The sequence below is a fragment of the Rhizobium sp. 'Codium 1' genome (assembly GCF_020889605.1).
GTDB classification, from domain to species: Bacteria; Pseudomonadota; Alphaproteobacteria; order Rhizobiales; family Rhizobiaceae; genus Allorhizobium; species Allorhizobium algae.
In genome coordinates this window covers 140,105-165,976 of record NZ_JAJGPW010000006.1, presented here as the reverse complement: position 1 = coordinate 165,976, position 25,872 = coordinate 140,105, and the positions used below count along the sequence as shown (strand labels likewise).

Below are 25,872 nucleotides of genomic sequence, written 5' to 3'. Positions count from 1 at the left end.
ACGAGGCCACTTTCGATGTCGCCATTGGGGCATTTATTGAAGTGATTATGTTTTCCTCCTGAATGCAGTCCTGAGGCGCAGATCCTCGTTCGGACCATGTCTTGGAGCGGCATGCTCAACGCGAACAACCAGGTCACCGCCTCATCTCCAAGTCTGTCCCTGTCTGAGGCAGAAGATAAGCTGATAGATGGAGCTAGTAATGTGCGCCGCAGCATTTCTCGGCAGGGACTAGACTATCGATGGGCCGCAAAATTCCTTGACTGTTCTACGATCGAGCTCGTCCACAGGAATATTGGTCCTAAATGACATTGTTCTAGAACTTCATCTCAGGGTTGATTTTTCTCGCCCATACTCGCGCCCGAATCGCGTGTTGAAGCCGTAGGCTGAGGGCCTTAAGCGCCAAAGCTGCCCGCCTCCACCGCCAGTTTACGGCGCCGAAGCGGGATCAAAAGGCGTAGGTCCTCACCAGTATCTCCCTCGTTTTGTGTAGATGATCTAGATTTATGCTTGTTTTTCCGACGGAAATTGCGCCGCATCCTGGCTTCTGCAGAAAATATTCTCGCCCATGATGTCTAGGCGCGGGTCCAGTAGATCGTTCGGACTATTCCCAACCGTTGCCGTTTGGTTTACCGTTTCCTAAATCAACGAAGGTTGTGCCATTTTTGCACGCCTTGATTGTGTTTTGAGGAGGCATGCTGCATGAAACAACTTGCGCCTCACGTCTGGAGCGACGGTGCGGATTTGGTGGCTTCTCTGGAGGCGATGCCCAATCTACGGACGCTTCTGTATGTTGGTCCACCGGATGTTATTTCCGGGGCGATGGCTGCGGCCATCCAAAGAGAATTCCCGTTCTTAAGGGTCTCCCAAAGTGTCAGCATGCAATCGGCTCTGGAGGAATTCGATGTTCCGCTGCGGCTTGTGCTGGTCGATCTGCTCCATGCGCAGGAGTTGGGCGAGTGTGCCAATGAATTGCTTGGCCAGCATCCATCTGCCGCCATCGCAATTGTCACGGACAGCGATTTGCGCGGCAGCGTCGAGCGGTTCCATCAGATCGACACCAGCCATGTCCAGGGTGTCCTGCCGCTGAACGTCAGCCTCGATGTCCTGCTTTCAATGCTGCGGATCATCCTGAGGGGCGGGACTTATTTCCCGTCGATCGCCTATCGAAACCAGGACGGCATTCGCTGGAGAAACGAAGGTGATAGCTCGGAAGACGTGACGAAACCGCGGGTTGTGAGGGAGGTGCAAGGCAAGATCATGCACCAGCTGACCAAACGCGAAAACCAGATCCTGGGCCGAATCGCCCTGGGCAACCAGAACAAGATCATCGCCGCAGCCCTCGGTGTCTCGGAACACACGGTCAAGATCCACATCCACAACATCATTACCAAACTCGGTGTGCATAATCGAACAGAAGCGGTCGCGCTTTATTTCGAGCACAGGGACAGGGATGGCGACGGTTCAAGCTCCGGCTATGTTCAAAGGCCGAGCAGCAATCCGGCGCCTGGCGGCGATGCGTAGATTTCAAGATGTGCTGCTGCTGATCGGGCAGTTGAACTACACTTGGACCAACACCGAAAGTCTCCTGATCCACATGATCGCCGGCCTTGCCCATTCGGACAAGGAGACCGCGATCGTCATTTTTCTGACACTGAACACGCCGCGCGCGCGCATTGATCTCGTCGAGCGCCTGGCCAAGATGCAGAAGACACCGGCGGATTGTCGTGCCGATGTGCTGGATTCCACGCGACGCCTGTCGGAGCAAGCCAAGCTTCGCAACAAATACAATCATTGCATCTATTCGTTCGACCCGGACAGCGGCCGCGGACTGACCCAGTCCATGCGCATTTTCGAGGGCCGGGACGACATCAAGTACGGCAAGATCGAGGAACTCGACGATCAGGAAATTGAGCGCATCCGCGAGAGCATCCGCTCCCTGGTCAGGATCAACCAGTCCTTCTGGCACATAACCGAGAAGTATGGATTTCCGAAGTAGGGCAGCGCCCAGCGTGAAAGCATCCGGCGCGGACGGGCGACGAATCGATTCGGTGGCGGCAGCGTGGCTTTGCCGTGGGCCTGCATGGCCAGTTCAAAGATTTCGCTTCGATGCGATTCATTCGCAATGCTTGAGCCAGACCCACATGAGGCGGATCGCGCTTCCGGTGGTGGACGGCGCCAGCCTTAGGCGCTGATCCCAATCTCGGAGGCTTTGGTCCGCGAATGTCCGTCCGCCTGGTCAGGACTTCCGAGGAGCAATCCGGTGTCCGTCGTGGCGCTTGCCGATGGCCTGCGTGACGCGTTGAGGGCCGGGCTTTCGCGGATGCAGGAAGTCGGGGTTGGGGCGGCGATCGAACGTTGATCGACGCACTGGTGCCGGCACACGCCGGCTTGCCGAAGGCTTGACGCTGCGGTCAAGGCTGCACGCAAAGGTGCCGATGACACGGCAAGAAAGGGGAGAGCAGAGCGGGTCGTGCAGCCTATGTCAATTGCAGGCCGCTGGAAGGCAATCGCGATCCGGGTGCCGAGGCTGTAGTGCGCCTGTTCGAATATCGGGCGTCACGGTCTCGGATGGAGTGTCGAGCGACGCGCCAGATGGGAAGTCCCAAGGCGCGTCGCACTTTGTCTGTGCCGAGCGGCGTATCAGATAACGGTGACGTTCTCTGCCTTGGACTTGCCGGTCTTGCGATCCTGGCCTACGTCGTAGCTGACCTTCTGGCCGTCCTGCAACGCGCCGCCAAAGCCGACTGCGGAAATATGAACAAAGACGTCCGGGCCGCCATTGTCCGGGGTGATGAAGCCGAAGCCCTTGTCCTGAGCGAAGAATTTTACGATGCCAGTAGCCATGATGTCCTCGTGGAATTTATGCGACAAGATCGCATAGCGGTTGTGGAGCCGATCAGCAAGTCCGACTCGGTCATCCACCGGGACGTTTGGCCTCACTATGCGGCTTTTTCTCAATATAACGGTCCGAATTTTCATGCCAGCCACCTCGCAACGAGGCGTGGCTGCTCTGTCGATAGGGGCTGATCTCCGAACCCTTCGGTCAAGACGCGTCCCGTAATTCCCGTCTTTGCGTTCTGGCGCAAGGGCCTGGTGCCGGCGAGAAAACGGGCCGGAAGGTAATGCACCGGTGTCCTGAGGATCCCGAAAAATGGCGCCTTAACGTGCCGGTTTTCGGGCTGGACCAAAGGCCAAGACGGCTTCCACACCCCATGCCTGCACAAACGCTCAGGTTGACCTGTTCCCCTTTGGCTGCGACAAAGCGCTTATGCAGACACCGATCAATATCGATCCGGAATATCTGAGGGCTCGGCTGAAAGCACTGCTCGCCATTCCCAGCCCCACCGGTTTCACCGACGAGGCCGTTCGGCATACGGCGCGCGAACTGGAGCGTCTCGGACTTGAGGTCAAGCTCACTCGTCGCGGCGCGATCCGCGCCAGGCGTCCCGGCGCTGCGGAGCGGCCAGCGCGCGCGATCGTCTCCCATCTCGATACGCTCGGCGCTCAAGTCAAGTCGCTGAAGCAGAATGGCCGGCTCGAACTCGTTTCGATCGGTCATTGGTCCGCGCGGTTCGCCGAGGGCGCCCGCGCTTCGGTTTTTTCCGGCAAGGGGATCTATCGCGGCTCCATCCTGCCGCTGAAAGCTTCAGGCCACACTTTCAACGAAGAGATCGACACGCAGCCGACCGGTTGGCGGCATGTGGAATTGCGCATCGATGCTCTGGCGCGCGACCGAAACGATATCGTGCAACTCGGCATCGACATCGGCGATATCGTCGCGATCGATCCTCAGCCGGAATTCCTCGAGAATGGGTTCATTGTCTCCAGGCATCTGGACGACAAGGCCGGGGTGGCAATCATGCTGGCCGCACTCGAGGCCATGCAACGCGAAAAGATTGAAACACCCGTCGATACCTATTGGCTGTTCACGATCGGCGAGGAGGTCGGCGTTGGTGCTTCAGCCGCCCTGCTGCCGGAGATCGCCTCCCTCGTTGCCGTAGACAACGGCACGACTGCGCCGGGCCAGAACTCCGACGAATTCGGGGTGACGCTGGCCATGGCGGATCAAACGGGTCCCTTCGACTATCATCTGTCCAAGAAGCTTTACGAGCTTTGTGGCGAGCACGGGATCCGGGTGCAGAAGGATGTCTTCCGTTACTATCGCTCCGACGCTGCCTCGGCAGTGGAGGCCGGGCACGATGTGCGCACCGCCCTGCTGGCCTTCGGCGTCGACGCCTCGCATGGATATGAGCGCATCCATCTCCATGCGCTGATGTCGGTGGCAAAACTCGTGATCTACTACGTGGCGAGCGAAGTTCAGATCGAGCGTGATTCCGAGGAAGTCTCGGGCTTGCGCGGCTTTACCCGGCAGAAGGTTGCGCCCGCTGAACAGAGCCTCAGCGCGGACGAAACTGACGAGTCCTGATCGCATCCGACCGAGCCTATCATCCATCGTTGCAGGGCTTCAGATGCAGCACATTTGCCATGTGCGGCGGGGCGACGTTTTGCGTCTTCCTGAAATCTATAATGATAAATATTTGATTGTTGAGTATTTATAGCTATAAATAGCGCTTTACGAACGATGCCAAATCGAAAGGATCTTTCCCATGAAGAGGCTGTTTCGGAGCGTCCTTGCGGCCGCCTCCCTCTTTGCCGCCACGGTTGCTGCTGCGTCCGCGAGCGCGCAGACTCCCCCCAATGTACTCGTGGTCGGTCAGATCGCAGAGCCAAAGTCTCTCGATCCGCACACGGTCACTGCGACGAATGACTTCCGGATCCTCGTCAATGTCTATGACGGACTGGTGCGCTTCAAGGATGGCACATTGGAAGTCGAGCCGGCGCTTGCCGAAAGCTGGGATGTTTCCGAAGACGGGAAGACCTATACCTTCAAGTTGCGCCAGGGTGTGAAATTCCACGACGGTTCCGATTTCAACGCGGAAGCGGTGAAATTCAATTTCGACCGCATGCTGAAGGAGGATCATCCATTCTACAGCACCGGACCTTTTCCGCTGTCCTTCAACTTCGCCTCGGTCGAAGCTGTCAATGCGATCGATCCTCAGACCGTCGAGTTCAAGTTGAGCGAGGCCTTTGCGCCGTTTCTTTCCAATCTTGCCTATCCGACAGGGCTGATTGTCTCGCCGGCCGCCGTGGAGCAGCACGGTGCGGACTACGGTCGCAATCCGTCGGGTACAGGGGCTTTCAAGTTCGTCGAGTGGCAGTCTAGCCAGCGCGTCGTCATCGAACGCAACCCGGATTACTGGGATGGTGCAGCCAGCCTCGAAGCCGTCGTGTTCCGGCCGATCACCGATGCCAATACGCGCGTGGCTGAGATGATGGCGGGGGGCATCGATGTCATGGTCGAGGTCCCGCCGGACAATCTGGCGACGTTCAAGCAGGATGCCGGTTTCGCCGTTGCGGAACAAGCGGGTCCGCATGTCTGGTTCGGTATCCTGAATACCCGGAGCGGCCCTTTTGCCGACAAGCGTGTGCGTCAGGCGGCCAATTATGCGGTGAACAAGGAAACCCTCGTCAACGATGTCCTCCAGGGGACCGCGACAGTGGCCGCAGGGCCCATTCCACCAGCCTTCAACTGGGTTGAAGGCGCAGTCGATGCCTATGCCTATGATCCCGAGAAGGCGAAGGCGCTGCTTGCAGAGGCGGGTGTCGAGAATCCGCAACTGACTTTCTATGTCACCGAGGGCGGCTCCGGCATGCTCGATCCGATCACGATGGGGGCGGCGATCCAGGCCGATCTCCAGGCCGTTGGATTCTCGGTCAAGATCGAGACCTATGAATGGAACACCTTCCTCGGCCGGGTCAATGAAGGCCTCGAGGGCAAGGCCGACATGGCCGAAATGGCCTGGATGACCAATGATCCCGACACCTTGCCTTATCTGGCGTTGCGCAGCGACGCCATGCCGGACAAGGGCGGCTTCAACTCGGGCTATTACTCCAATCCCGAGGTGGACGAGCTTCTGGAAAAAGCGCGGACGTCGACCGATCAGGCTGAACGCGGCAAGCTTTACGGGCAGGTCCAGCAGATCGTGCATGACGATGCACCCTGGCTTTTCGTTGCCAACTGGAAGCAGAACGCGGTCACTACTGCCGCAGTGCAGGGCTTCAAACTGCAGCCCTCCTTCCTGCTCAATCTGCATGGCGTGACAAAGCCGTGATCCTCGTGCGCTGACCCGCTGCCGGCAAGTCTTGCCGGCAGCGGCAGCTACAGATGCCCCGGAGGTTTCCATGCCGGCCTATATTCTGAAGCGGCTGATCGCGGTCGTGCCCGTGCTGTTCGGGCTCTCCGTGATCGTCTTCCTCGTGATGGCACTTATCCCCGGCGACACCGCCACGGCCATCCTCGGCGCCTATGCCACACCTGAAAACGTGGAGCGCATCAACCGCGATCTCGGCCTCGACAAGCCTCTGGTGCAACAATATCTGATCTGGATCGGCAATGTCCTGCACGGCGACTTCGGCCGTTCCTTCGCACTCAACCGCCCCGTGCTGGACGAGGTGCTGGAGCGCTTCCAGGCGACGCTGGTTCTGGCGGGGGTTTCCCTGGTGCTCTGCTCGGTGATTGGCCTGCTTGCGGGTGTGGTGTCTGCCGTTCGGCAGTTCGGCTGGGCGGATCGGGTGATCACCTTCCTCGTTCTGGCCGGAATTTCGATGCCCTCCTTCTGGCTCGGCCTCTTGCTCATCTACCTCTTCGCCGTACACTGGCGCGTTCTTCCGGCCTCGGGCATGTATGCGGTTTATGGCGGTGGTGATCTGCCGGATCTCCTGCTTCACCTGATCCTGCCGGCTGTCACACTGGCGGTCGTCGCTGCCGGCGTCATCGCCCGACTGACTCGCGGCGCCATGCTGGAGGTGCTGCGGCAGGACTATGTCCGTACGGCACGTGCCAAGGGTTTGCCGGAGCGACGAGTGATTTATGCGCATGCCTTCCGGGCTGCGCTCGTCAGCATCATTCCCGTCATCGGAATCCAGTCCGGCTTCGTGCTCGGCGGTGCCGTCTACATCGAGACCGTGTTCCAATGGCCGGGCATCGGCGCGATGCTAGTCAAGGCGATCTCGACCCGAGATATTCTCCTAGTGCAAGGGGGCGTTCTGGTGGTCGCTGCCAGTTATGTGCTTTTCAATCTCCTTGCCGACGTCGTGCAATCCATGCTTGACCCAAGGATCCGCACATGACCATCGCTGTCGACACATCTCTTCCCCCGGTATCCCGGCGGATATCGTCCTTGCGGCTTCTGTTCAACAATCGCCTGGCTTTCGTCGGCCTCCTGCTGCTCGGGATGATCGCCCTCATGATCGTGCTGGTGCCGATCCTGCCGCTGCCCGATCCCGACGCAACCGCACCTGCCAACCGGCTGAAGCCGCTGTTGACGGCCGGGCATCTGCTCGGCACTGACCAACTCGGCCGCGACATCTTGAGCCGGCTGCTATGGGGCACGCGTCTCTCGGTCACCGTCGGCTTTGCCGCCACCCTGATCGCCGCACTCGTCGGATCGGCCATCGGCATCGCGGCAGGTTACGTCGGTGGGCGTACGGACAATGCCATGATGCGCGGCATCGATATGCTGATGGCCTTTCCTTACATCCTGCTTGCACTGGCAATCGTGGCCGCACTGGGTCCAGGCCTGATGAATGCGCTCTATGCCATCGCCATCGTCAATATCCCGTTCTTCGCGCGCAATGTGCGCGGCGTGACGCTCGGATATGTCCATCGCGAGTTCGTCGATGCAGCACGGCTATCCGGCAAGGGGCATCTATCGGTCATGCTCACCGAGATCCTGCCGAACGTCGCGCCGGTCATCGTCATCACCATGTCGACGACGGCAGGCTGGATGATCCTCGAGACGGCGGGGTTGAGCTTCCTCGGTCTTGGCGCCCAGCCGCCGCAAGCCGATCTCGGCTCCATGCTTGGCGAAGGGCGAGCACAACTCTTCACGGCGCCGCATGTGTCCATCGTGCCTGGCGTGGTGATCTTTCTCGTCGTCATCAGCCTGAATGTGCTGGGCGACGGGATCCGCGACGTGCTCGATCCACGCCTGCGTTCCGGGGCGCTTTCGCGGCCAGGGCCGGTGACGGACATCGCGGATGACCGAGCAATTCGATCGAATACCGTGGAGGATGCAGCCCTTTCGATCGAAGGACTCGATACCAATTTCCGTAGCGGTGGCGAAGTCGTTCCGGCAGTGCGTGGGGTCTCACTGCATGTGAAGCCGGGCGAGTGTCTCGGTCTGATTGGCGAAAGCGGCTCGGGAAAGAGCGTGACAGCGCTTTCCGTCATGGGGCTGGTGGCGTCGCCGCCAGGCGTCATCCAAAACGGCGCGATCTATGTCGGCAATGAGGATGTGCTGGCCATGCCGGAAACGCGCCTCATCTCCATGCGCGGCAATCGTGTCGCTTATGTCTTCCAGGATCCGTTGACGACGCTACACCCGCTGTATCCCGTGGGGCGGCAGGTCGAGGAGGCGATTTCCGCTCACCAGTCGATTGGTGCTACGGCGTGCCGTGAAAAGGCGCTGGAGCTTCTGGAAAAGGTGGGCATACCGGAAGCCCAGGAACGGGCAAAGCATTATCCACACCAGCTTTCGGGGGGGCAGCGCCAGCGTATCGGTATTGCCATGGCGCTTGCCAACGACCCTGACATCATCATTGCCGACGAGCCGACGACGGCCCTCGACGTGACCGTGCAGGCGCGAATACTCGAACTCCTGCGCGACCTGCAGAGGGAGCGCGGCATGGCTCTGCTGTTCATTACCCATGATTTCGGTGTCGTCTCGGAGATTTGCGACCGGGTGGCGGTGATGAAGGATGGCGAGATCGTCGAAACGGGAGAGACCCACAAGGTGCTCGCCAACCCGCAGCATGCCTACACGAAACGGCTTATCGCCTGCGTGCCGGAACTCGGTACGGGCGGCGCCTTCCTCGAACGCGTCTCTGGAGTTTTCGCACGCGAGATGGAGGTGTCATGACGAGTACCGCGATCCAGGTCCGCGATCTTTCCAAGTCGTTCGGCGGCGGCAGGAGCCTGTTCGGCAAGAAGCACCACGAAATCAAGGCGGTGAGCTCCGTTTCACTTGACCTTGCTCGCGGCGAAACGCTTGCGGTCGTTGGTGAGAGCGGTTCCGGCAAAAGCACGCTTGCCCGCATGCTCGTCGGTCTGGAAAGGCCGACTTCGGGCAGCATGCTGATCGGTGGAAAGGATGCGGCTGCGCTGCGTCGCGATGGGCCGCGCGCCTTCGGCAAGACGATCCAGTATGTCTTCCAGGATCCGGTGGCCTCGCTCAATCCGCGCAAGACGGTGAGGGAAATTCTCGATACGCCGCTCAAGCTGCTGTGTGGCTACGAGCCATCGAGGCGCCGCGCGCGGATGACGGAGCTTCTCGACGCAGTCCAGATGCCGGCTGACACGCTCACCCGCTATCCGCACGAATTCTCCGGTGGCCAGGCGCAGCGTATCGCGATTGCAAGGGCGCTGGCGGCGGAAGCTGAAATCATTGTCTTCGACGAGCCGGTGAGTGCGCTCGACGTCTGCGTGCAGGCGCAGGTCCTGCTACTCCTCAGCGATCTGAAAACACGGTTCGACCTTTCCTATCTCTTCATCAGCCATGATCTCGCCGTCGTCGAGGCGATCAGCGACCGCGTCGCAGTCATGTATTACGGCGAGGTCGTCGAGACTGCGCCGGCGGCACGGCTCTTTGCCAATCCCGAGCACGCCTATACAAGACGGCTTGTCGCGAGTGCGCCTCGCATTGGGAGAGAGTGACTGTACATGAAGGCCATGCAGGAAAAGCCGGACAAGGTCGGCCCAGACGGCAAAAGCCTCTTTATTCCTGCCGGCAAGGCGAAGCGCCGGCCGGAGGCGATTGCCGACCTGATGAAGGACTTCATCCGGTCGCAGAACCTTGCTCCCGGGAGCCGCCTGCCACAAGAGCGTGAGCTGATCGACCGCTTCAAGGCCGCGAAGGGTACCGTGCGCGCGGCGATGAAGGCGCTGGAAACGCAGGGCCTCATCTTCACCCGCAGCGGCCCCGGTGGTGGGGCGTTCGTTGCCGCACCTTCCGCCCAGCATGCCATGGAATTACTGGCGACCCACTTCTTCTTTGATCCGCCCAGTCTGTCCGATATCTACGCGATCCGGAAGGCGCTGGAGCCCGAAGTCGCGGCATTGCTGGCGGGCAGCATGACAGCGCAACAGTTGGCGCTCCTCGAAAGCACGATCCTTATCTACGATCATCCGCCGACCGATTCCAAGGAGCAGTATCGCCAGCGCGTGGCAGAACTCGATTTCCACTCGCAGCTCGCGCAACTCAGCCCCAACCCGCTGCTCGGCTTCCTCTGCGGCCTGATGCACAATCTCTTGCGCGATCTGCCTTTGGCCAGGCAGATCTATGCCGATCCCTCACCGAGTTCCCGGGAGGAGGGGCTGTCTTTCCAATATCGTCTGATGGCTGCGCTGAAAGATGGTCGCGCGGATGATGCGCGCCGCATTGCGGCGGAGCACATGGCATTCGCCGAGACCTACATGCTGGCGCGTGCGAAAACGCTTGGCCCGTAATTACCCACGGATTGGGTTCGTCGTTGCGCCGAGCATTGATCACGAAAGGCCAAGCCTGCCGGGATCGCAGTGCCATTTCCCGGTGAGAGGTTGGCCCCCGAGCGGATCCGTCCGAAGATGGATAGACCTGACCGATAGGGCGTGTTGACGCTTCACGGCAAGCGCGGCAGGGTCGTGGGCAGTTCGTGATGACAGTTCCGTCCCTTCGGTAGAAAGCCCTTGTTGCCGATGCCAAGCGATCCTGGTTCAGCAGATCCCGTTGCGGTCGATATCTGGAACTGGTCCCTGGACCAGTCCTTTGCGGACCCCTCTCATGCGCGTAGCTTGCTCAGCGAGGACGAACGCGGTCGAGCCCAGCGCTTCCTCAAAGACGGCGACCGTCAACGCTACATCGTCGGACGCGCCGGCCTTCGCCTGATCCTTGCGACCTATCTCGGGATTGATCCCAGGGCTATTCGCTTCGGCTACAACGATTGGGGCAAGCCTGAGCTTGATCTCGCCGATCGGGGTAGGCTTCACTTCAATCTGAGCCACAGCGCCGGCGAGGCGATGCTCGCCGTCTCGGCGCATGCTAGAGTCGGCATCGACATCGAAGAGATCCGGCCACTCCAGGAGGATATTGCCAGCCGTTTCTTCTCGGCATCCGAATGTGCGGCCCTTGCGGCTCTGCCGGGCGGGGAGCAACTGGCGGGCTTCTACCGGTGCTGGACACGAAAAGAGGCCTTCGTGAAGGCGCACGGGGCAGGTCTCTCGGTCCCTCTGGAGAGGTTCGATGTTTCGGTCGAGTCGGCTGAAGACCAGCGTCTGCTCCAGCGTCTCGACCGGGATATAGGCCAGCTGTCTGAGTGGGCCCTCCTCAATCTCCACGTGGTCGATGGTTTTTCTGGTGCGCTCGCCGTCTGTTCGGCCGGGCGTGAGGTCATGGTCCACTACCGCCGCAGGTTGGCCTGGTCCGCGAACATGGCGTCGATGATGTAGCGGCCGTTCGAAGCGTCCATGTGATGGCAGGCCACGATGCCGGGTGCGAAGTCCGGTTTGATGGTCCGCACGCAGCGCTCGCTGTAGGTCTCGAGATCGAGTTCCTCGACCTCCATGATGTTTAGCCCGTAGCCATATATGCCGTATTGATTACGCTGGGACGGGCGGTAGAGCCGGCCCCCTTGTTCGAACGGACGACCGCCGTTGCGCGCTTCGGTGCTGCCCATGACCACCGGATTGTTGCGATGGGGCTTCATCCATTTCAGGTCCGGCCCATCCACTTCGAAGACATGCAATTCGCTGCAATGATCCTCATAGGCATGGAACTCGGAGAGATTGGTGAAAAGCCACCACCTTCCATCGAAGGGAAAAAGAGCAGAATCGGCCGAGGACTGGCCTTCGAGGGCTGTCGCATGCAGTTCCCAGCGCAGGGGAAATTCGACGCAGCGCCAGACTTCCAGCCGGCGGGCCCTATTCGTTTCGGGAATCATGAAGATCCCGTCATCGTGTCGGAAGATAAAAGGGTATGAGAGGTGATGTTCCGCTTTCAGGGCGATGCCCACACTCTCAAGCCTGTTTCCCACAAGCCGGCCCACGGCAATATGCGCCTTGGTGTTGCTTGGCGTGTAGGCTTCGTAGAAGACGTAGGTTTCTCCCTCATGCGGAAACAGAAAGGGGTCGGCTCGGAGCTCGTCATCCTCAGGCTCCAGCAGGACAGAGGTCCGCGGGTCGAAGTCTTCCGCACGTCCATCGCCGACAAAGAGCACCCATGGCGCTGCCCCGATCCCCAATTTTTCCTCCACCGCCTGCCGTCCCCGCGCCAGAAGATTGCGCCCGAGCGAGGCGGCGTAGGGCAAGAGTTTGCCGAGGCCCGGCGGGCGAGGGGCGGACATGGTCGCCGGAGGGGGCAGAGCGGTGAGGGCACGGGCGTCCGCGAGCTTGCGCAGTTCCCGCATGGCCAGAGTCACCGCGCGTTCCTTGATGAAGTCAGCGTTGCGGACGGCGCTGAATTTGGTGTTGAATTCCGCCATGGCCAACGTCTCGTCTTCCCGGCCCGCGCGGCGAACGGTGATGCGCAGTTCCGTGGCCGGTTTTTCGGCGATCACTTCGTGATAGCCGTACCAGTCTGCATCGGCGTTGGCCGCATGGGAGAAGGAAAATTGCCAGGAGCCGAAGGGCAAGTCCGAGAAGGCATCCTGCGGCAGGTCCAAGGGAGAGATGGCCAGAACCAGATCCAACTCCGAGCCTCTGTCCCGGCCGATCTGCTCGCCGAGCGTGACCGATGCAATGGCCGAAAATCCGGGGTCCTTCGGGCGGTAGACCGGCTGGCGCCCCAAGGTCCTGCGTTCCACCGCTGCGGCCAGCCGAAAGGCGACCGGTGCCGCGCCAACCTTCGGCGGGCAGACGATCATCGCCCTCAGGCTAAACCGGTCATCGGCCAAAATCCGGTCGATCAGGGCGAGCTGCCAGTTCTCGAGGTCTTGCCGTCCATCGGTCAGCAGGCCGATCCGAAGGGGCGCCAGCGAAGGGCGACCAGTGGCTGTTGCCTTGGATGCGGTGGATGCGTCCATCTCAGTGTTTTCCGTGTGCGAAACGCTCTTCGATGACGCTGGCCAGTCGACGCATTCCACCGACGGTGAGTGAGTCCTCGTGCCATCCTTCCAGGTCGATGACGGACGACTTTCCCGCTACATCCACATTCCACCCGAACAGGAGTTTTCTCGCTCGCACCGGGCTTGCTTCGCTACGGAAGATCAGAAAATCGCCGACCGGTTGCGCCTTGAAATTCCGGGCGCTGCGCACAAGAAATTCCGTGATGCGGGAATTGGTCTTTTCCTCGGCGCTCGCTTTCGCCCGATCCGGGCTGAACATGCCGAGGAGCCAGCGCGTCACTCGGAATTCCTTGAGGAAAGTGGTGGGGCGCATCCGGCCAGACAGGAGTTTCCGGACGAAATAGGCAAGACGCTTTATCCGGCGTTCGGCGATCCAGAGTCGCTTGTTCAGCCAGGGCAGAGTACGAAAATATCCCGGCTCCCAGGAATCGATTGCAGCCGTGAAGGCGACAGTCACGCCAGACTGGCGCAGTTGGCGCGCCACTTCGAGCGCCACACTTCCGTTCACGCACAATCCGATGATGCCCACCGGTCCGGCATCAGGCCGTATGTCCATCGCGCGGATCGCTGATGCGGCAATATCCTCCAGCGTCACCTCTGCCGCCATTTCGGCTTCCGCCGCCCCGAACATGTTGACGTTGTAGACCGAGATGTCATCGCTCAGGCGGTTGGCGAGATGGTAGTAGAGAAACGGGTGATTGATCGTATAGATCGCACAGCGGCCTGTTCCCTGCTTGTAGCTGTTGCGCTCCCAGGCAGGGGCCGCCGTTTTCGCTTGCGCGCGCACTTCGGCCTCCGCCGGCCCCATTACGGCCTCGGTGAAGCTGCGGAGCGTCGAATGCCTGAAAAGCAAGGCGAGATCCGGCTTGACCCCGTACCGCTCTCTGACCGCAGACAGCATGCGAAGCGCCAGCAGCGAATGACCACCAAGCGAGAAGAAGTCACCCTCCGGTCCGACCTTTTCGACGTCGAGGACCTTCGCCCAGATCTCCCCGACGAGCCTCATACGGTCGGCGGACGAAAGTGCCGCCATGTTTTCAGGTCCGGGCGGAATGGCATCGACCGGGGCTGTGGCGTGGCTGCCTGAAAGCGGAACTGCGGAAGAGTCGACAATTGACGGGGTTGCGGAGGCGGGCGTCTGCTCGCCGATGCTGTCGGGCGACAGGGGTTCGAAAGGCGCGCTCAAAGCCTGCTCATAGACATCCTGCCAGAGCTGCAGGATATGTTCGATCGTGGACGGATCGAAGAGATCGGTATTGTATTCGATCGACATACGCCAGCCGGACGGGCGTCCGACCATGCCGAAGCCGATATCATAGACCACGCCCGGGGACTGCGACGCTGCACTGATCAGTTCAAAGTCGCCATAGTGGCGATCCTCCATAAAGGCTTTGGACAGGTTGAAGTTGACAGAGATCAGCGGGGTGCGCGAGGGATCTCGCGCCGGGTTGATGACTTCGACCAGCTTGTTGAAGGGCATGCGGTGGTGGTCGACAGCGGCACTCACCACCTTGGTTGCGGTTTTCAGGTGATCTTCGAAGCTCACGTTCGGTCGGACCGGGAGACGCAGCACCAGATTGTTGATGAAGACGCCGATCATCGGTTCGAGATCGGACTGTTCACGCCCGGCGATCTGGGTGCCAAGCAGGATATCGTCTGCCCCGGTCAACCGGTGGAGGACGGTGCTGAGCACCGCAACGCCATAGGCGAAGAGCGAAACCTTGTGATCGCGGGCGGCGGCCTCGATGCGCTCGCCGAACTCCACCGATTTTGCGACGGAGATGATGTTTCCGCTCGTGGTCCTGATCGCGGGTCGCGGGTGATCGCTCGGCACCTCGAAATACGGCGCGCCTGCCAGGGTTTCCGTCCAGAAGCTCTGCTCCGTCTCGAAGCCGTAGCTCGACAGATATTCGTGTTGCCACAGGGCAAAGTCACCATATTGCAGGGACAGATCCGGCAGGACAGGTGCGCGGCCTGCTTCCATGGCCGATGCGATTTCACCGAGTTCGCGGCCCATGACGCGGATGGAGGAGCCGTCGAAACAGGTATGATGCGCGGTGATCAGCAGGAAGGCGCGGTTGTTCTCGACCATCAGCAAGGCGACGCGAAAGAGACCGCCGCGCGTGAGATCGAAAGGGGCCGACGCTGTTTCCTCACCGATCGACAGGATGCGTTGTTCGCGCTGCTCCGGTGGCATGCTCCTGAGGTCGATGACCGACAGCTTGAAGTCTACCGCATCGAGAACCTGCTGGTACGGATTGCCTTCCCGCTCTACGAAACGCGTGCGCAGGATCTCGTGGCGCTGGATGATCTTGCGAAAGGCGGCCTCGATCGTCGATGCCTTGAACGATCCTCTGATCTCCCAGCGCACCGATACGTTCAGGGCCGGATTTCCAGGCTGCAGCTGGTCGAGGATCCAAAACCGAAGCTGGGTCTGCGTGCAGGGAAACTCGCCAATGACCTCCGGTGCTGCGCTTGACGATGTTGCCTGGCTTTCTTGCTGGGTCATGACAAGCTCTCCATCCTGCGCCGCGCACCATTCCGGAAGCTGGCGAGCGAGGGTATCTGGTAGACGACCCCGCCGGTGGATGTCGGGGCCTTGGCCGCTTCATCAGCATAGGCGGCAAGCTCGGCAATCGACGGATGGCGAAGCAGGTGCTTGGCTTCGAGCGGCAGGCCCGCATCCAGCATGCGTGCGGCAATGCGGAAGATCGTCAGCGAGTCCGCGCCGAGCGCATAGAGATTGTCCTCGACACCGATCTGATCGACCTCCAGAACGCCCTTCCAGATCGCCATGAGCTTTTCTTCCATCGGCGTGCGGGGTGCGGTCTTGGGCGCTGCAGTCTGGTTTTCGTCGCGCCTCAGCTCGCGGGACTCCAATGTCTTGCGGTCCAGCTTTCCGTTTCTCGTCAGCGGCAGCTCCGTCTCCAGAGACCAGACGGCGGGCACCATATAGGCCGGCAACTGGGCACGGACCGCGGTGGCCAATTGCGTCGCATCGGCTGCCGGCGTGTCGGGGTCGGCCACGAAGTAGCAGGCGAGAACCAGGTCGCCGCGACCGTTCCTCGCGCCGACGACTGCGCATTGGCGCATGCCCTCGACCTGCGAGACGACCGCTTCGATGTCACCGAGCTCGATACGGAAACCGCGCAGCTTGACCTGGTTGTCCCGGCGGCCGAGCAGTTGCAGGGAACCATCCTCCAGCCGCCGCCCCAGGTCGCCCGTCCTGTAGAGGCGTTGCCTGGAGCCGGTCCCGATGTCGAGCGAAACGAAGGCTGCGTCGGTGAGGTCGGGACGGTCGAAATAGCCCTGGGCCAAGCCATCGCCTCCGATGACGAGTTCGCCGGTGATGCCGGGAGGCGCGAGGCGACCGTCCGCGCCCAGAATGTGCATCTGGGTATTGGCAATCGGGTGGCCGATGGCAATCGGTGCTTCTCCGTCTTCAATATGCGCGACGGAAGACCAGATCGTCGTTTCGGTGGGGCCGTACATGTTCCAGAGCGAGCCCTGCATGGCGGCAAGTGTGCGGGCGAGCGCTTTGGGCAGAGCTTCCCCGCCGCACAGCTTCTTCAAGGGGCTGTCGCCATCGAGCCCGGCTTCCACCAGCATCTGCCAAAGGGTCGGCGTTGCCTGCAGGACGGTTGCCTTGCTGTCCTTGATCAGTCGAACGAGGGCAAAGCCATCCTCGACCTCCGACCTGTCGGCGATGACGACGCTGCCGCCCGCAACAAGCGGCAGGTAGAGTTCCAGGCCGGCGATATCAAAGGAGATCGTGGTCACGGCGACGATGACGTCGTCGGCGGTGAAGCCCGGTTCCCTGGCCATGGACAGGAGGAAGTTGGTCAGCGAACGATGGGATATCGCCACACCCTTCGGCGTTCCCGTGGAGCCTGAGGTGAAGATCACATAGGCCGTCGATTCCGTGCTGGTTGGAACGCGCTCCAGTTGAGCACCGGAAAGGGCCTGAATACTGTCGGCCTCCTGGTCCAGGCGGATGGTCACCATGCCATCCGTGGCGAGCGCCGCTGCTGCCTCGGTCCCGCAGACAAGTGCGGCCGGTCTTGCCGCAGCAAGCGTCTGGCGAAGCCGTGTCTCGGGATGACCGGGATCGAGCGGGACATAGGCATGTCCTGCCTTCATGATGCCGATAAGGGCCACCAGCAGGTCGAGTGAGCGTTCTTCGAGCAGGGCCACGCGTTCACCTTGGCCGGGGACGGCTTTGCCGAGATACCGGGCAAAGCGGTTTGTTCTCGCCTCGAGCTCGGCATAGGTGATGGATTTTTCCCCGTGACGCGCCGCGACGGCTTCGGGGGTCGATTGCGCCCTTCTTGCGATGAGCGAGAATGCGAATTCATCCTTGGGATAGTCCAGGGCACTCTGATTGAGGTCTTGGGCCAACCATTTCACCTGCCGAGAAGACAGGAGAGGGAGGTCGGTCACGGGGCGGCTGGTGTCTTCCGCCAGCGCGGTGATCAACGTGACGAGATGGCCGATCCAGCGTTCAACCGTTTCACGGTCAAGGATGTCGGCATTGTAGTCCACGTCGATCCGGATACCGTCCCTGCTTTCGATCATGTTGAGGAACATGTCGAAATTCGCAAATGACTTCGGATTGGGAACGATCGTCGCGTCGAGCGCATCGAATTCCGCGTTCGCTGCCATGCGTTCGAGGTTGAACTGGATGCCCGTCAGGGGCAGCCGGCGCGGATCGCGCTTGACCCCCAGCGTCTTCACCAGTGTGCCATACGTGTAGTCCTGATGCTCGAAGGCCTTGAGGACCAGCTGTTGCGTGGTCTTCAGGTGATCTTCGAACGAAGTCGACGGATCGACCATCTGGCGGATCGGCAACAGGTTCACGCAGTGTCCGACGAGGATGCGTTCATCGAGCAGACTCTGTCCGGCAGAAGGTACAGCGATGACGACATCATTCTGGCCGGACAGGCGCGCCAGCATGACCTGAAGGGCCGCCAGCATGGTCGAGAACATGGTCGCCCCTGTTCGTGCGCCGCGTTTGCGGACTGCAGTCGTGACTTCCGGAGGCACGATGACGGTGCAAGTCCCGCCGGCATAGCTGCGTCGATCGGGGTAGGGGCGATCAAACGGCATGTCCGGCAGTTCCGGCAATTCCTTGTATTGCTCATGCCAGAACTGAGAGGTCGTGGTGTTGACGTCCGCGCCGGGCGCATGGTTTTCGGCATAGTCCGCGAAAGACATGGCCGGCTCCAGCGAGAGCGCTTCCGCCTTCAATGCCGCCGAGTAGGTCGCGGCCAGTTCGTTGATGATGACGTTCAGTGACCAGCCGTCGCAAATGATGTGATGCGCAGTGAAGATCAGCACATGACGCTCCGGCGTGAGCGCCACGAGGTAGGCGCGAGCCAGCGGGCCTTCGACCAGATCGAAAGGTGTCCTAGCGTCGGTCTCGATCAAGTCGTCCAGAGCGGCTTTGGCGTCAGCCTCTTCTGTCAGGTCCACGACTTCGATCGGAAGCCTGAAGTCGGAGATGAAGCGAAACCGTTCGCCGTTTCGGTCGAAACGGATGTGCAGGGCGTCATGCCGGGCAACGACCGCATCGATGGCGGCAAGCAAGGCCTTGCGGTCCAAAGAACCGTTCAGTTCAAGCGAGAGGGACTCGTTGAACGAGCACGATGCTTCGTCACCCGCCTGCGCTGCCAGCCAGATCTCCGATTGTGCTTCCGTCAACGCGGCGCTTTCGGCGCGGGGTGCCTGATGCAAGGTCGGCTTGGGACCACGGTCTGGCGTGGTTGCAGGGCCGGCGAGTTCGCTTTCGGTTTTGGGGGAGAAGATGCCGACGCATTGCAGCGCGTCGATCGCGTCGCGAAACGCCCTTGCGATCGTCGTGAAATCCTCTTCGGTATGGGCCGTCGTCAGGAAGCACGGATAGCCATCCTGGATATGGATGCCGTTCATGCGCAGATAGGGGTACAAGAGGCCGCCAAGAGGATCCTGGCTGCCGAAATCGGTGACGAACCAGCTCTTGTAGCCGCGAAGGCAGGGCGGGACGCCGCGCTTGGCGAGTTCCGAATTGATCTCCTCGACCAGAGCTTCCGTGCGCCGGGCGACACGGTCGTAGAGGGCCGCGCCTTCGCCCTTGATATGGTGAAGCACGGCGCGGGCCGCTGCCAGCACCACGGGATGGCGGACGAAGGTGCCTGCGAAGAAAGTCGGGACCACATTCGGCACGGAGTCGTCGCCATAGTTCCAGTGCCCGCCGTCCAGTGCATCCATGAAGCGGCTGCTGCCTGCCAGGACACCGATCGGCATGCCGCCGCCGACGACCTTGCCGTAAGTCGCCATGTCGCCCTTGATGCCCCATATGGCCTGGACGCCGCCCGGATCGACTCGGAAGCCGGTGACCACCTCGTCGAAGACGAGCGCGCAGCCCGATGTGTCGGCAATCTTGCGCAATTCGGCGACGAAATCGCGCGGCCTGAGTTCGGGATGGCGGCTCTGGATCGGCTCGATGATCACGGCAGCCAGATCCTCGGCATTCGCCCTGATCCAATCAAGGCTATCCGGCGCGCCATAGGGGAGCACGATCATGTTGCCGACGGAGCCGGACGGTATGCCGGCCGCGATGGGCAGGGCAATCGGTTCTTTGGCCTTGGCGCGACCCTTGACCAGAACTTCATCGAACTGGCCGTGATAGTCGTTGGCGAAAACGACAATGCGGTCGCGGCCAGTTACAGCACGGGCGAGGCGCATGGCTGCCATGACGGCTTCGGAGCCGGTGTTGCAGAAGGTGACGCGTTCATGGCCGGTCATGGCGCCAAACAGTTCGGCGACTTCGCCGGCGAGCGGCGTCTGGGGGCCGATGGCGAAGCCATCGTCCATCTGGATTTTCATGGCGTCGACAACGAAGTCCGGCGCGTGGCCGAATGCCGTCTGGCCGAAACCATTGACCAGGTCGATGTATTCATGGCCGTCGATATCCCAGATGCGGGCGCCCTTCGAGCGATCGCAGACTACCGGGAAGATCATTTCCTTCCATTCTGCGCGGAAACCGGAGGCCGTGCGGGGATCGGCAAGCCGGGCCCTGTGCGTCTGGGTATATTCCTTGGACCGCTTGTTGCGGTTGGAATAGGCGATGACCAGATCATTGATGAAGGTCTCCTTTTCCGGGGTGATGTCTGTCTTGGCCTTCGATCCTCCCTGCTGATAGTGGCGATATCGTTCTCCGCCGATCTCTTCTGCTGGATGGTTGCTCTGCATGACCTGCGGTGTCGCCGCGGCCTGGGGCGCGGCCACGGCGACCGGCGCGACAATCGGCGGAGCCGTTTCCGGCTTTGCCGTCGCCACGACGCCTGCAGGCGCCGATGCTGCGCCCTGGAGAAGCTGGAATTGTTGGGCAAAGAGGTTCTGCGTGAGCGATAGCTGCGATTGCAGCAGCGCCTCAAGACCTGCACCGACCGGGATGTTGCCCGCCGGCATGGTCTGGACGCTGGCGGCAATGCCCGGAAGTGGCGTCTGGACCGGCGCCGGAATTTGTGGCGCAGCCGGGGCCATGGCAGGTTGAGCAGAGATCGGTTGCATGTCGGCTGCAGGCGTGGGGCTAAGCGCAACCTCAACCTTTGCAGGCTCCGGTGGCAGGGCCTGGTCCAGATATTTAGCCAGGGCTGCGACCGAGGGGATGTTGCCGAGCAGTTCGCGGAAGGAGATCTTCACGCGATACTGCTTGTCGATCTTCTGGGCGAACTGGCCGATGAACAGGGAATCAAAGCCGAGTTCGAGGAAACTGTCGTTGACGTTGCCCGAGTCTATCGGTTCGCCCGACATTTCGCTCAAAAGGGTGATCAGCGCAGTCTCAAGCTCCGGAGTGCGGCCGGCGACCGTGATGGTGCTGATGGCGTTCATGGTTTCCACCTCATTTCTTGCGAAAGGCTCGCTCTTGATGCTCTCGGGTTCTGTCTGACGTGCGGATTGCGCGGCGCGGGCCCGTCGGATGGACGGTGGGGCGTCGATCCAGTGTCGCTGCCGCTGGAAGGCGTAGGTCGGCAGGGATACGGCTCTGCGAGCTTCGTTCGGCATGGCGGGCCAGGGGATCTCGCTGCCCGCCATCCAAAGACGGGCCTGGGCGTCGGCCACGAAGTGCCGGGCTGCAGCGGCGTTGTCGTGCTCGGGCAGGGACTGGACAATGGCCGGCAATTGGTCGCGACCGATGGTCTGTGCCGAGAAGACCGAAAGGGTTCGGCCAGGTCCCACTTCGAGAAGGATAGGGCTCTGGTCCTTGCACAGGGTGACAAGTCCATCGGAGAAACGCACGGGTTCGCGACAATGCCGAGACCAATAGTCCGGAGACGATCCCACTGCGTCGTTTTGCCAGTCGCCCGTTACGCAGGAAATGTAGGGGATGGTGGCCCGGCCGTAGGTCACTTTCGAGGCGACATCGCGCAAAGCATCGATGCAGGGCTCCATCATCGCGGAGTGGAAGGCATGAGAGGTATGCAGTCGGCTGAATGCCACCCCTGCCTTCTCGAGCCTGAAGCAGAGTGCCTCGATGTCGTCGAGAGGGCCCGAGGCGACGCAAAGCTTCGGCGCATTGATCGCGGCAATCTCGGCGCGCCCCTCAAGGTGTTCGCGGAGCACCTCGGGCGCTGCGCGAACGGACAGCATCGCGCCAGGCTCCTGATCCTGCATCAGTTGCCCGCGGGTTGCGACCAGGGTCAACGCGTCCTCGAACGAGATGACATTGGCGAGCGTGGCCGCGACGAACTCGCCGACGCTGTGTCCGATCATGGCCGTTGGCCGCAGACCACGGCTCATCCAAAGCTGCGCGAGGGCGTATTCCACGAGATAGAGGCAGGGTTGCGCGATCCGGGTTTCCCGCTGCTCTGCCGCCATCGCGCCACTCACGGCGCCGGCATGGCAGATATATTCCTTGAGATCGATGCCGAAGCGCATCTTCAAAAGCTCGGTGCCGCGATCGATCCAGCGGGCAAACTCCGGCTCGCCTTCATAGAGGGCTGCTCCCATGCCGACATACTGTGCGCCCTGCCCGGGGAACATGAAGACGATCGGCGGCGGTTGATCCTCGGCGGTCGCCGTAACCAAGCCGTCCCGTCTCAGGGCCTGGATGGCCTCATCGACCGTGGCCGCCGAAACGGCTGTTCTCCTCTTGAAAGCGTGTCGGCCATGCTGAAGCGTCGTTGCGACGGCCTGCAGGGGGATGTCGCGGTTTTCCTCCAGGTGGCTTGCAAGGTTCTTGCGCATTTCCGCCAATGCAGGCTCGGAGCGGGCGGAAAGCGGCAGGATCATCGGGCCGGCGACTTGCGCTGAGGATTCCAGCCGTTTCGGTGCCTCTTCCAGCACGACATGAATGTTGGTTCCGCCGACGCCGAAGGCGCTCACGCCCGCCCGCCGGGGCGTCGAGCCCGAAAACCAGTCCGTTGTCCGGCGTGGAATGTGAAAGCGGGTATTGTCCAGATCAATCCGGGGATTGGGTGTGTTGTAGTTAGGCATGGCGGGGATCTTGCGGTGATGCAAGGCGAGTGTGGCCTTGATCAATCCCGCCACGCCGGCGGCCGCATCGAGATGTCCGATCGACCCTTTCAGCGATCCGAGCGCGCATGTCTCCTTCTGGTGATGCGCGCCTGTGAAGGCTTCCTTGAGACCGGAGAACTCGATGGGGTCGCCAAGAGGCGTCGCCGTTCCATGGCATTCGATATAGCCGATGGTTGCCGGGTCGATGCCGGCATGGGCAATCGCAGCGCTGATGGCATCAGCCTGTCCTTCTGCACTCGGTGCGGTAAACCCGATCTTGTCCGAGCCGTCATTGTTGACGGCGTAACCGCGGATGGTCGCGTAGATGACGTCGCCGTCCGCCACAGCGTCCTCCAGGCGCTTCAGCAACACCACCCCAGCACCGCTGCCGAAGACGGTGCCCGAAGCTTCCGCATCAAAGGGCCGGCAGACGCCGTCGCGAGAAACCATCCCGCCTTCCTGGTAGATATAGCCACGCTTCTGGGGAATGGAGATGGAGACGCCGCCTGCCAGCGCCATGTCGCAACTGTAGGTCAGAAGGTTCTGGCAGGCCTGAGAAACGGCGAGCAGCGACGTGGAGCAGGCAGACTGCAGCGTGAAAGCGGGGCCGCGGAGGTTGAACTTGTAGGCGATGCGCGTGGCAAGGGCGTCGCCGAGAGAGCCGATCAGCTGGTTGTAGCAACCGATCTGGTAGTTGGATGTTACCTCCTCCACGGCCGCGCGGTCGGCGAGAACATTGTTCAGGAGATAAGTCGGCATCGAGCAACCGGCGAAGACCCCGACAAGGCCGGGGCTCTTGTAGGGATCATAGCCCGCGCTTTCGAGCGCTTCCCAGCAGATCTCGAGGAAGACACGGTGCTGAGGATCCGTCAGGGCGGCCTCACGGGCGAACATGCCGAAGAACTCAGCATCGAACCGATCCACATCGGCAAGGTGAGGGCGACATGCGACGTATTCAGGGGATGCCCGTTCCTCGTCTGTGAAGCCGTCTTCCAGTTCGTCCGTGGCGAAGATGCGAAATGCGTTGCCGCCACGTTTGACGAGGTCCCAAAGCGTGGCGATATCGGGTGCGCCCGGGAACCGGCCCGACATCCCGATGATTGCAATACCAGCGGCAAGATCATGATCGCCTGCGGTTTCGGTTTCCGGATTGAGGCCATTTGGCCGACTGTCAAAGGTCATGGGGTGCTCCGGCGAAATTGGCCCATCGTCCTGCGCTGCAGGGCGGCGCGCTGGTCGGATGCCGCAGCCCTGGGGCGTGCCTGTTCATGGCCGTCCAGGAAACGCGCCATATCGCGTACGGTGGTGTGCTTGAAGAGAGCCAGCACCTCGCAGCGCTGCCCAAGTTCGAGCTCAAGCCCCGCGTGGACGCGCATCAACTGCAGCGAGGTTCCACCCAGGTCAAAGAAGTTTCGATCGGCCGGAACGATTTCCAACCCGAGCGCATCGCACCAAAGTCGCATGAGAATCTCCTCGGTGCGGCTGCGGACGGCAGCTGGCTGGATGTCCTCGATCGGCGGCAGTGGCAGGCGTGCCCTGTCGATCTTGCCGGCACGTGTCAGGGGAAACTCGGGCATGACGAGTGCGGTGCTCGGGATCATGTAGGCTGGCAAACTGTTGCGCAGCCGCTCCATGACCGATGGGATGAGATTGGCATTGGACATGTCCTGCGCTTCGCGCGGGCGGAGATAGGCGATAATCCGTTTGACGCCCCCGGCCTCCCGGCACTCGACCACCGCCTCGGCAAGGCGTGGGTGGCGGCGCAGCGCCGTCTCGATCTCTTCCAGTTCGATACGTTTGCCGTTGATTTTGACCTGACGGTCGCTGCGGCCCCGGAAGTGAAAGGTCTCGTTCTCGTCCAGGATTGCCAGATCTCCGGTGAGATAGCAGCGCTTGATGCCCTCAGCCGTATCGACCGAGATGAAACGTTCAGCTGTCAGGTCGGGCCGATTGAAATATCCAAGGGCCAGCCCATCACCGGCGATCGCGATCTGGCCTTCGATGCCGGGTGGTACGACCTGGAGATCGTCGTCGAGCAAAAAGACATCGGTATGGGCAATCGCTTTGCCAATTGGCAGTTCTGATGCGGAGAAATCTGGGGCGACGGTAAAAGTGGTCGCGATGCAGGCGGCTTCTGTCGGGCCATAGACATTCGTCAGTGAGCAGCCTGGATGCGCAGCAACAAAACGCTTCACATGCGGTGCCGAGGCGACTTCGCCCCCGAAGATCGCATGGCGCAGACTGGGCATGGGTTCATCTGCATGGTCTGCGAAGATGTTAAAGAGGCCCGTGGTGAAGTTTATGAACGTCACTTCGTGCTTCCTGATCAGATCCCGCATGTCGGTCAGCGAGAAGTTCGCCTTCGACATGATGACCAGGGTGGATCCATTCAGGAGGGCGCCCCAGACATCGACCGTCGATGCATCGAATGAGATGGTCGTGGAATGGAGGACCATGTCTCCCGGCCGAAATTCGATGTAGTTCTGGTCGAGGACGAGGCGCGTGATGCCGCGGTGGGGAACTGCGACGCCTTTTGGCCGCCCGGTCGATCCCGACGTGTACATGACATATGCGAGGTCTCCTCCCTCGATGTTCGGGAGGCGGGACGGATCACCAGAGCCCAGGCTTTGCAGAACCGTGGACAGGTCGACAACGCGACTGCCGGAGCCGCTGAGTATGCCTGGGTCCAAGCTCCGATTGGCAAACGTAAAGACAACCTTGGGGCGGCATTCATCCAGCACGTACTGCAGGTGGTCCGCCGGATAGGCCGGATCGAGCGGAAGATATCCTGCTCCCGCTTTCAATATCGCCAGTTTTGCAACGACTGTTTCAAGCGCGCGCGGGACGAGCAGACATACGACATCACCCTTTTTGACGCCGCACGAGACGAGGTAGGTCGCAAGACCGTCGGAAAGCGCATCGAGTTCGCCATAAGTCAAACGAGCATCGTCGCAGATGATGGCAAGCGCGTTGGGGAATGCCGAGGCATGCCCCCTTACGATTTCCGGCACGCCCTGCTTCCTGTCGTAGTGGGCCGGCGGTCGAAGCATGCCTCCGGCCGTCGTTCTCATGCTCCCTAACTCGTCCTGAAGCTCAGTCATTTTCATCCCGCTCCATCTGGTTGGCTGTGCCGAAACCTCGTTCGATGCGGCTTTGCGGCCGAGAGACCTTTCGGCAAGGCAATCCCCGAGCGTCAGAATTTCACGCGTCCGTGAA

14 protein-coding genes are annotated in these 25,872 nt (G+C 61.1%); 9 read left to right on the top strand and 5 right to left on the bottom strand.

The features are described 5' to 3' along the window. Positions 1-699 precede the first annotated feature (699 nt). Both LJE98_RS15640 and LJE98_RS15635 read left to right on the top strand, forming a co-directional pair. Positions 700-1,521 carry a helix-turn-helix transcriptional regulator gene (locus LJE98_RS15640; RefSeq protein WP_229576149.1) on the top strand — a complete coding sequence of 274 codons (822 nt, stop codon included), beginning with the start codon at positions 700-702 and terminating at the stop codon, positions 1,519-1,521. After that, positions 1,514-1,996 (top strand): hypothetical protein, encoded by a 483-nt coding sequence (locus LJE98_RS15635; protein ID WP_229576148.1) that lies wholly within the window; start codon positions 1,514-1,516, stop codon positions 1,994-1,996. Before LJE98_RS15640 ends, LJE98_RS15635 begins: the two co-directional genes overlap by 8 nt. Before the next feature lie 644 nt (positions 1,997-2,640). Here LJE98_RS15635 and LJE98_RS15630 read toward each other — a convergent pair. Then, a complete protein-coding gene (locus tag LJE98_RS15630; protein WP_136560531.1) occupies positions 2,641-2,844 on the bottom strand; it encodes a cold-shock protein in 204 nt (67 codons plus the stop codon). 424 nt (positions 2,845-3,268) lie between these two features. Here LJE98_RS15630 and LJE98_RS15625 point away from each other — a divergent pair, with 424 nt between their 5' ends. The 7 genes from LJE98_RS15625 (at position 3,269) to LJE98_RS15595 (ending at position 11,545) form a co-directional block, all read left to right on the top strand. Beyond that, positions 3,269-4,426, top strand: a complete 1,158-nt coding sequence (locus tag LJE98_RS15625; RefSeq protein WP_229576147.1) for an osmoprotectant NAGGN system M42 family peptidase — start codon at positions 3,269-3,271, stop codon at positions 4,424-4,426. A 181-nt stretch (positions 4,427-4,607) separates the two neighbouring features. Then, entirely contained in the window at positions 4,608-6,173 is a 1,566-nt protein-coding gene (locus LJE98_RS15620) for an ABC transporter substrate-binding protein (RefSeq protein WP_229576146.1), read from the top strand. Positions 6,174-6,243: 70 nt separating this feature from the next. Beyond that, a complete protein-coding gene (locus tag LJE98_RS15615; RefSeq protein ID WP_229576145.1) occupies positions 6,244-7,191 on the top strand; it encodes an ABC transporter permease in 948 nt (315 codons plus the stop codon). After that, on the top strand, positions 7,188-8,981 hold the full coding sequence (locus tag LJE98_RS15610) for a dipeptide/oligopeptide/nickel ABC transporter permease/ATP-binding protein (protein WP_229576144.1): 1,794 nt from the start codon (positions 7,188-7,190) through the stop codon (positions 8,979-8,981). Before LJE98_RS15615 ends, LJE98_RS15610 begins: the two co-directional genes overlap by 4 nt. Continuing rightward, positions 8,978-9,775, top strand: a complete 798-nt coding sequence (locus tag LJE98_RS15605) for an ATP-binding cassette domain-containing protein (RefSeq protein WP_229576143.1) — start codon at positions 8,978-8,980, stop codon at positions 9,773-9,775. Before LJE98_RS15610 ends, LJE98_RS15605 begins: the two co-directional genes overlap by 4 nt. A gap of 15 nt (positions 9,776-9,790) precedes the next feature. After that, positions 9,791-10,567 carry a FadR/GntR family transcriptional regulator gene (locus LJE98_RS15600; protein ID WP_420710162.1) on the top strand — a complete coding sequence of 259 codons (777 nt, stop codon included), beginning with the start codon at positions 9,791-9,793 and terminating at the stop codon, positions 10,565-10,567. Between the two features lie 228 nt (positions 10,568-10,795). Continuing rightward, complete coding sequence (locus LJE98_RS15595) at positions 10,796-11,545, top strand: 4'-phosphopantetheinyl transferase family protein (protein ID WP_229576141.1); 750 nt, start codon at positions 10,796-10,798, stop codon at positions 11,543-11,545. Here LJE98_RS15595 and LJE98_RS15590 read toward each other — a convergent pair. The 4 genes from LJE98_RS15590 to LJE98_RS15575 are packed head-to-tail and all read right to left on the bottom strand — an operon-like array spanning position 11,497 to position 25,706. Beyond that, on the bottom strand, positions 11,497-13,116 hold the full coding sequence (locus LJE98_RS15590) for a hypothetical protein (RefSeq protein ID WP_229576140.1): 1,620 nt from the start codon (positions 13,114-13,116) through the stop codon (positions 11,497-11,499). The two genes, LJE98_RS15595 and LJE98_RS15590, sit on opposite strands and share 49 nt — an antisense overlap. A gap of 1 nt (position 13,117) precedes the next feature. Next, on the bottom strand, positions 13,118-15,667 hold the full coding sequence (locus LJE98_RS15585) for a condensation domain-containing protein (protein WP_229576139.1): 2,550 nt from the start codon (positions 15,665-15,667) through the stop codon (positions 13,118-13,120). Beyond that, complete coding sequence (locus LJE98_RS15580; protein WP_229576138.1) at positions 15,664-23,838, bottom strand: non-ribosomal peptide synthetase/type I polyketide synthase; 8,175 nt, start codon at positions 23,836-23,838, stop codon at positions 15,664-15,666. The genes LJE98_RS15585 and LJE98_RS15580 overlap by 4 nt, the downstream gene beginning before the upstream one ends. Next, the gene (locus tag LJE98_RS15575; RefSeq protein ID WP_229576137.1) at positions 23,835-25,706 is read right to left on the bottom strand and encodes a non-ribosomal peptide synthetase; all 1,872 of its coding nucleotides are present in this window, start codon (positions 25,704-25,706) and stop codon (positions 23,835-23,837) included. The genes LJE98_RS15580 and LJE98_RS15575 overlap by 4 nt, the downstream gene beginning before the upstream one ends. Between the last annotated feature and the right edge of the window lie 166 nt (positions 25,707-25,872).

What these genes read in the sequence shown, in the direction of transcription:
- LJE98_RS15595 (WP_229576141.1), top strand. Translation starts at nt 10,796, where the DNA reads ATGCCAAGCGATCCTGGTTCAGCAGATCCCGTTGCGGTCGATATCTGG.
- LJE98_RS15590 (WP_229576140.1), bottom strand. Translation starts at nt 13,116, where the DNA reads ATGGACGCATCCACCGCATCCAAGGCAACAGCCACTGGTCGCCCTTCG.
- LJE98_RS15600 (WP_420710162.1), top strand. Translation starts at nt 9,791, where the DNA reads ATGCAGGAAAAGCCGGACAAGGTCGGCCCAGACGGCAAAAGCCTCTTT.
- LJE98_RS15580 (WP_229576138.1), bottom strand. Translation starts at nt 23,838, where the DNA reads ATGACCTTTGACAGTCGGCCAAATGGCCTCAATCCGGAAACCGAAACC.
- LJE98_RS15605 (WP_229576143.1), top strand. Translation starts at nt 8,978, where the DNA reads ATGACGAGTACCGCGATCCAGGTCCGCGATCTTTCCAAGTCGTTCGGC.
- LJE98_RS15610 (WP_229576144.1), top strand. Translation starts at nt 7,188, where the DNA reads ATGACCATCGCTGTCGACACATCTCTTCCCCCGGTATCCCGGCGGATA.
- LJE98_RS15630 (WP_136560531.1), bottom strand. Translation starts at nt 2,844, where the DNA reads ATGGCTACTGGCATCGTAAAATTCTTCGCTCAGGACAAGGGCTTCGGC.
- LJE98_RS15635 (WP_229576148.1), top strand. Translation starts at nt 1,514, where the DNA reads ATGCGTAGATTTCAAGATGTGCTGCTGCTGATCGGGCAGTTGAACTAC.
- LJE98_RS15640 (WP_229576149.1), top strand. Translation starts at nt 700, where the DNA reads ATGAAACAACTTGCGCCTCACGTCTGGAGCGACGGTGCGGATTTGGTG.
- LJE98_RS15625 (WP_229576147.1), top strand. Translation starts at nt 3,269, where the DNA reads ATGCAGACACCGATCAATATCGATCCGGAATATCTGAGGGCTCGGCTG.
- LJE98_RS15615 (WP_229576145.1), top strand. Translation starts at nt 6,244, where the DNA reads ATGCCGGCCTATATTCTGAAGCGGCTGATCGCGGTCGTGCCCGTGCTG.
- LJE98_RS15585 (WP_229576139.1), bottom strand. Translation starts at nt 15,667, where the DNA reads ATGACCCAGCAAGAAAGCCAGGCAACATCGTCAAGCGCAGCACCGGAG.
- LJE98_RS15575 (WP_229576137.1), bottom strand. Translation starts at nt 25,706, where the DNA reads ATGCTTCGACCGCCGGCCCACTACGACAGGAAGCAGGGCGTGCCGGAA.
- LJE98_RS15620 (WP_229576146.1), top strand. Translation starts at nt 4,608, where the DNA reads ATGAAGAGGCTGTTTCGGAGCGTCCTTGCGGCCGCCTCCCTCTTTGCC.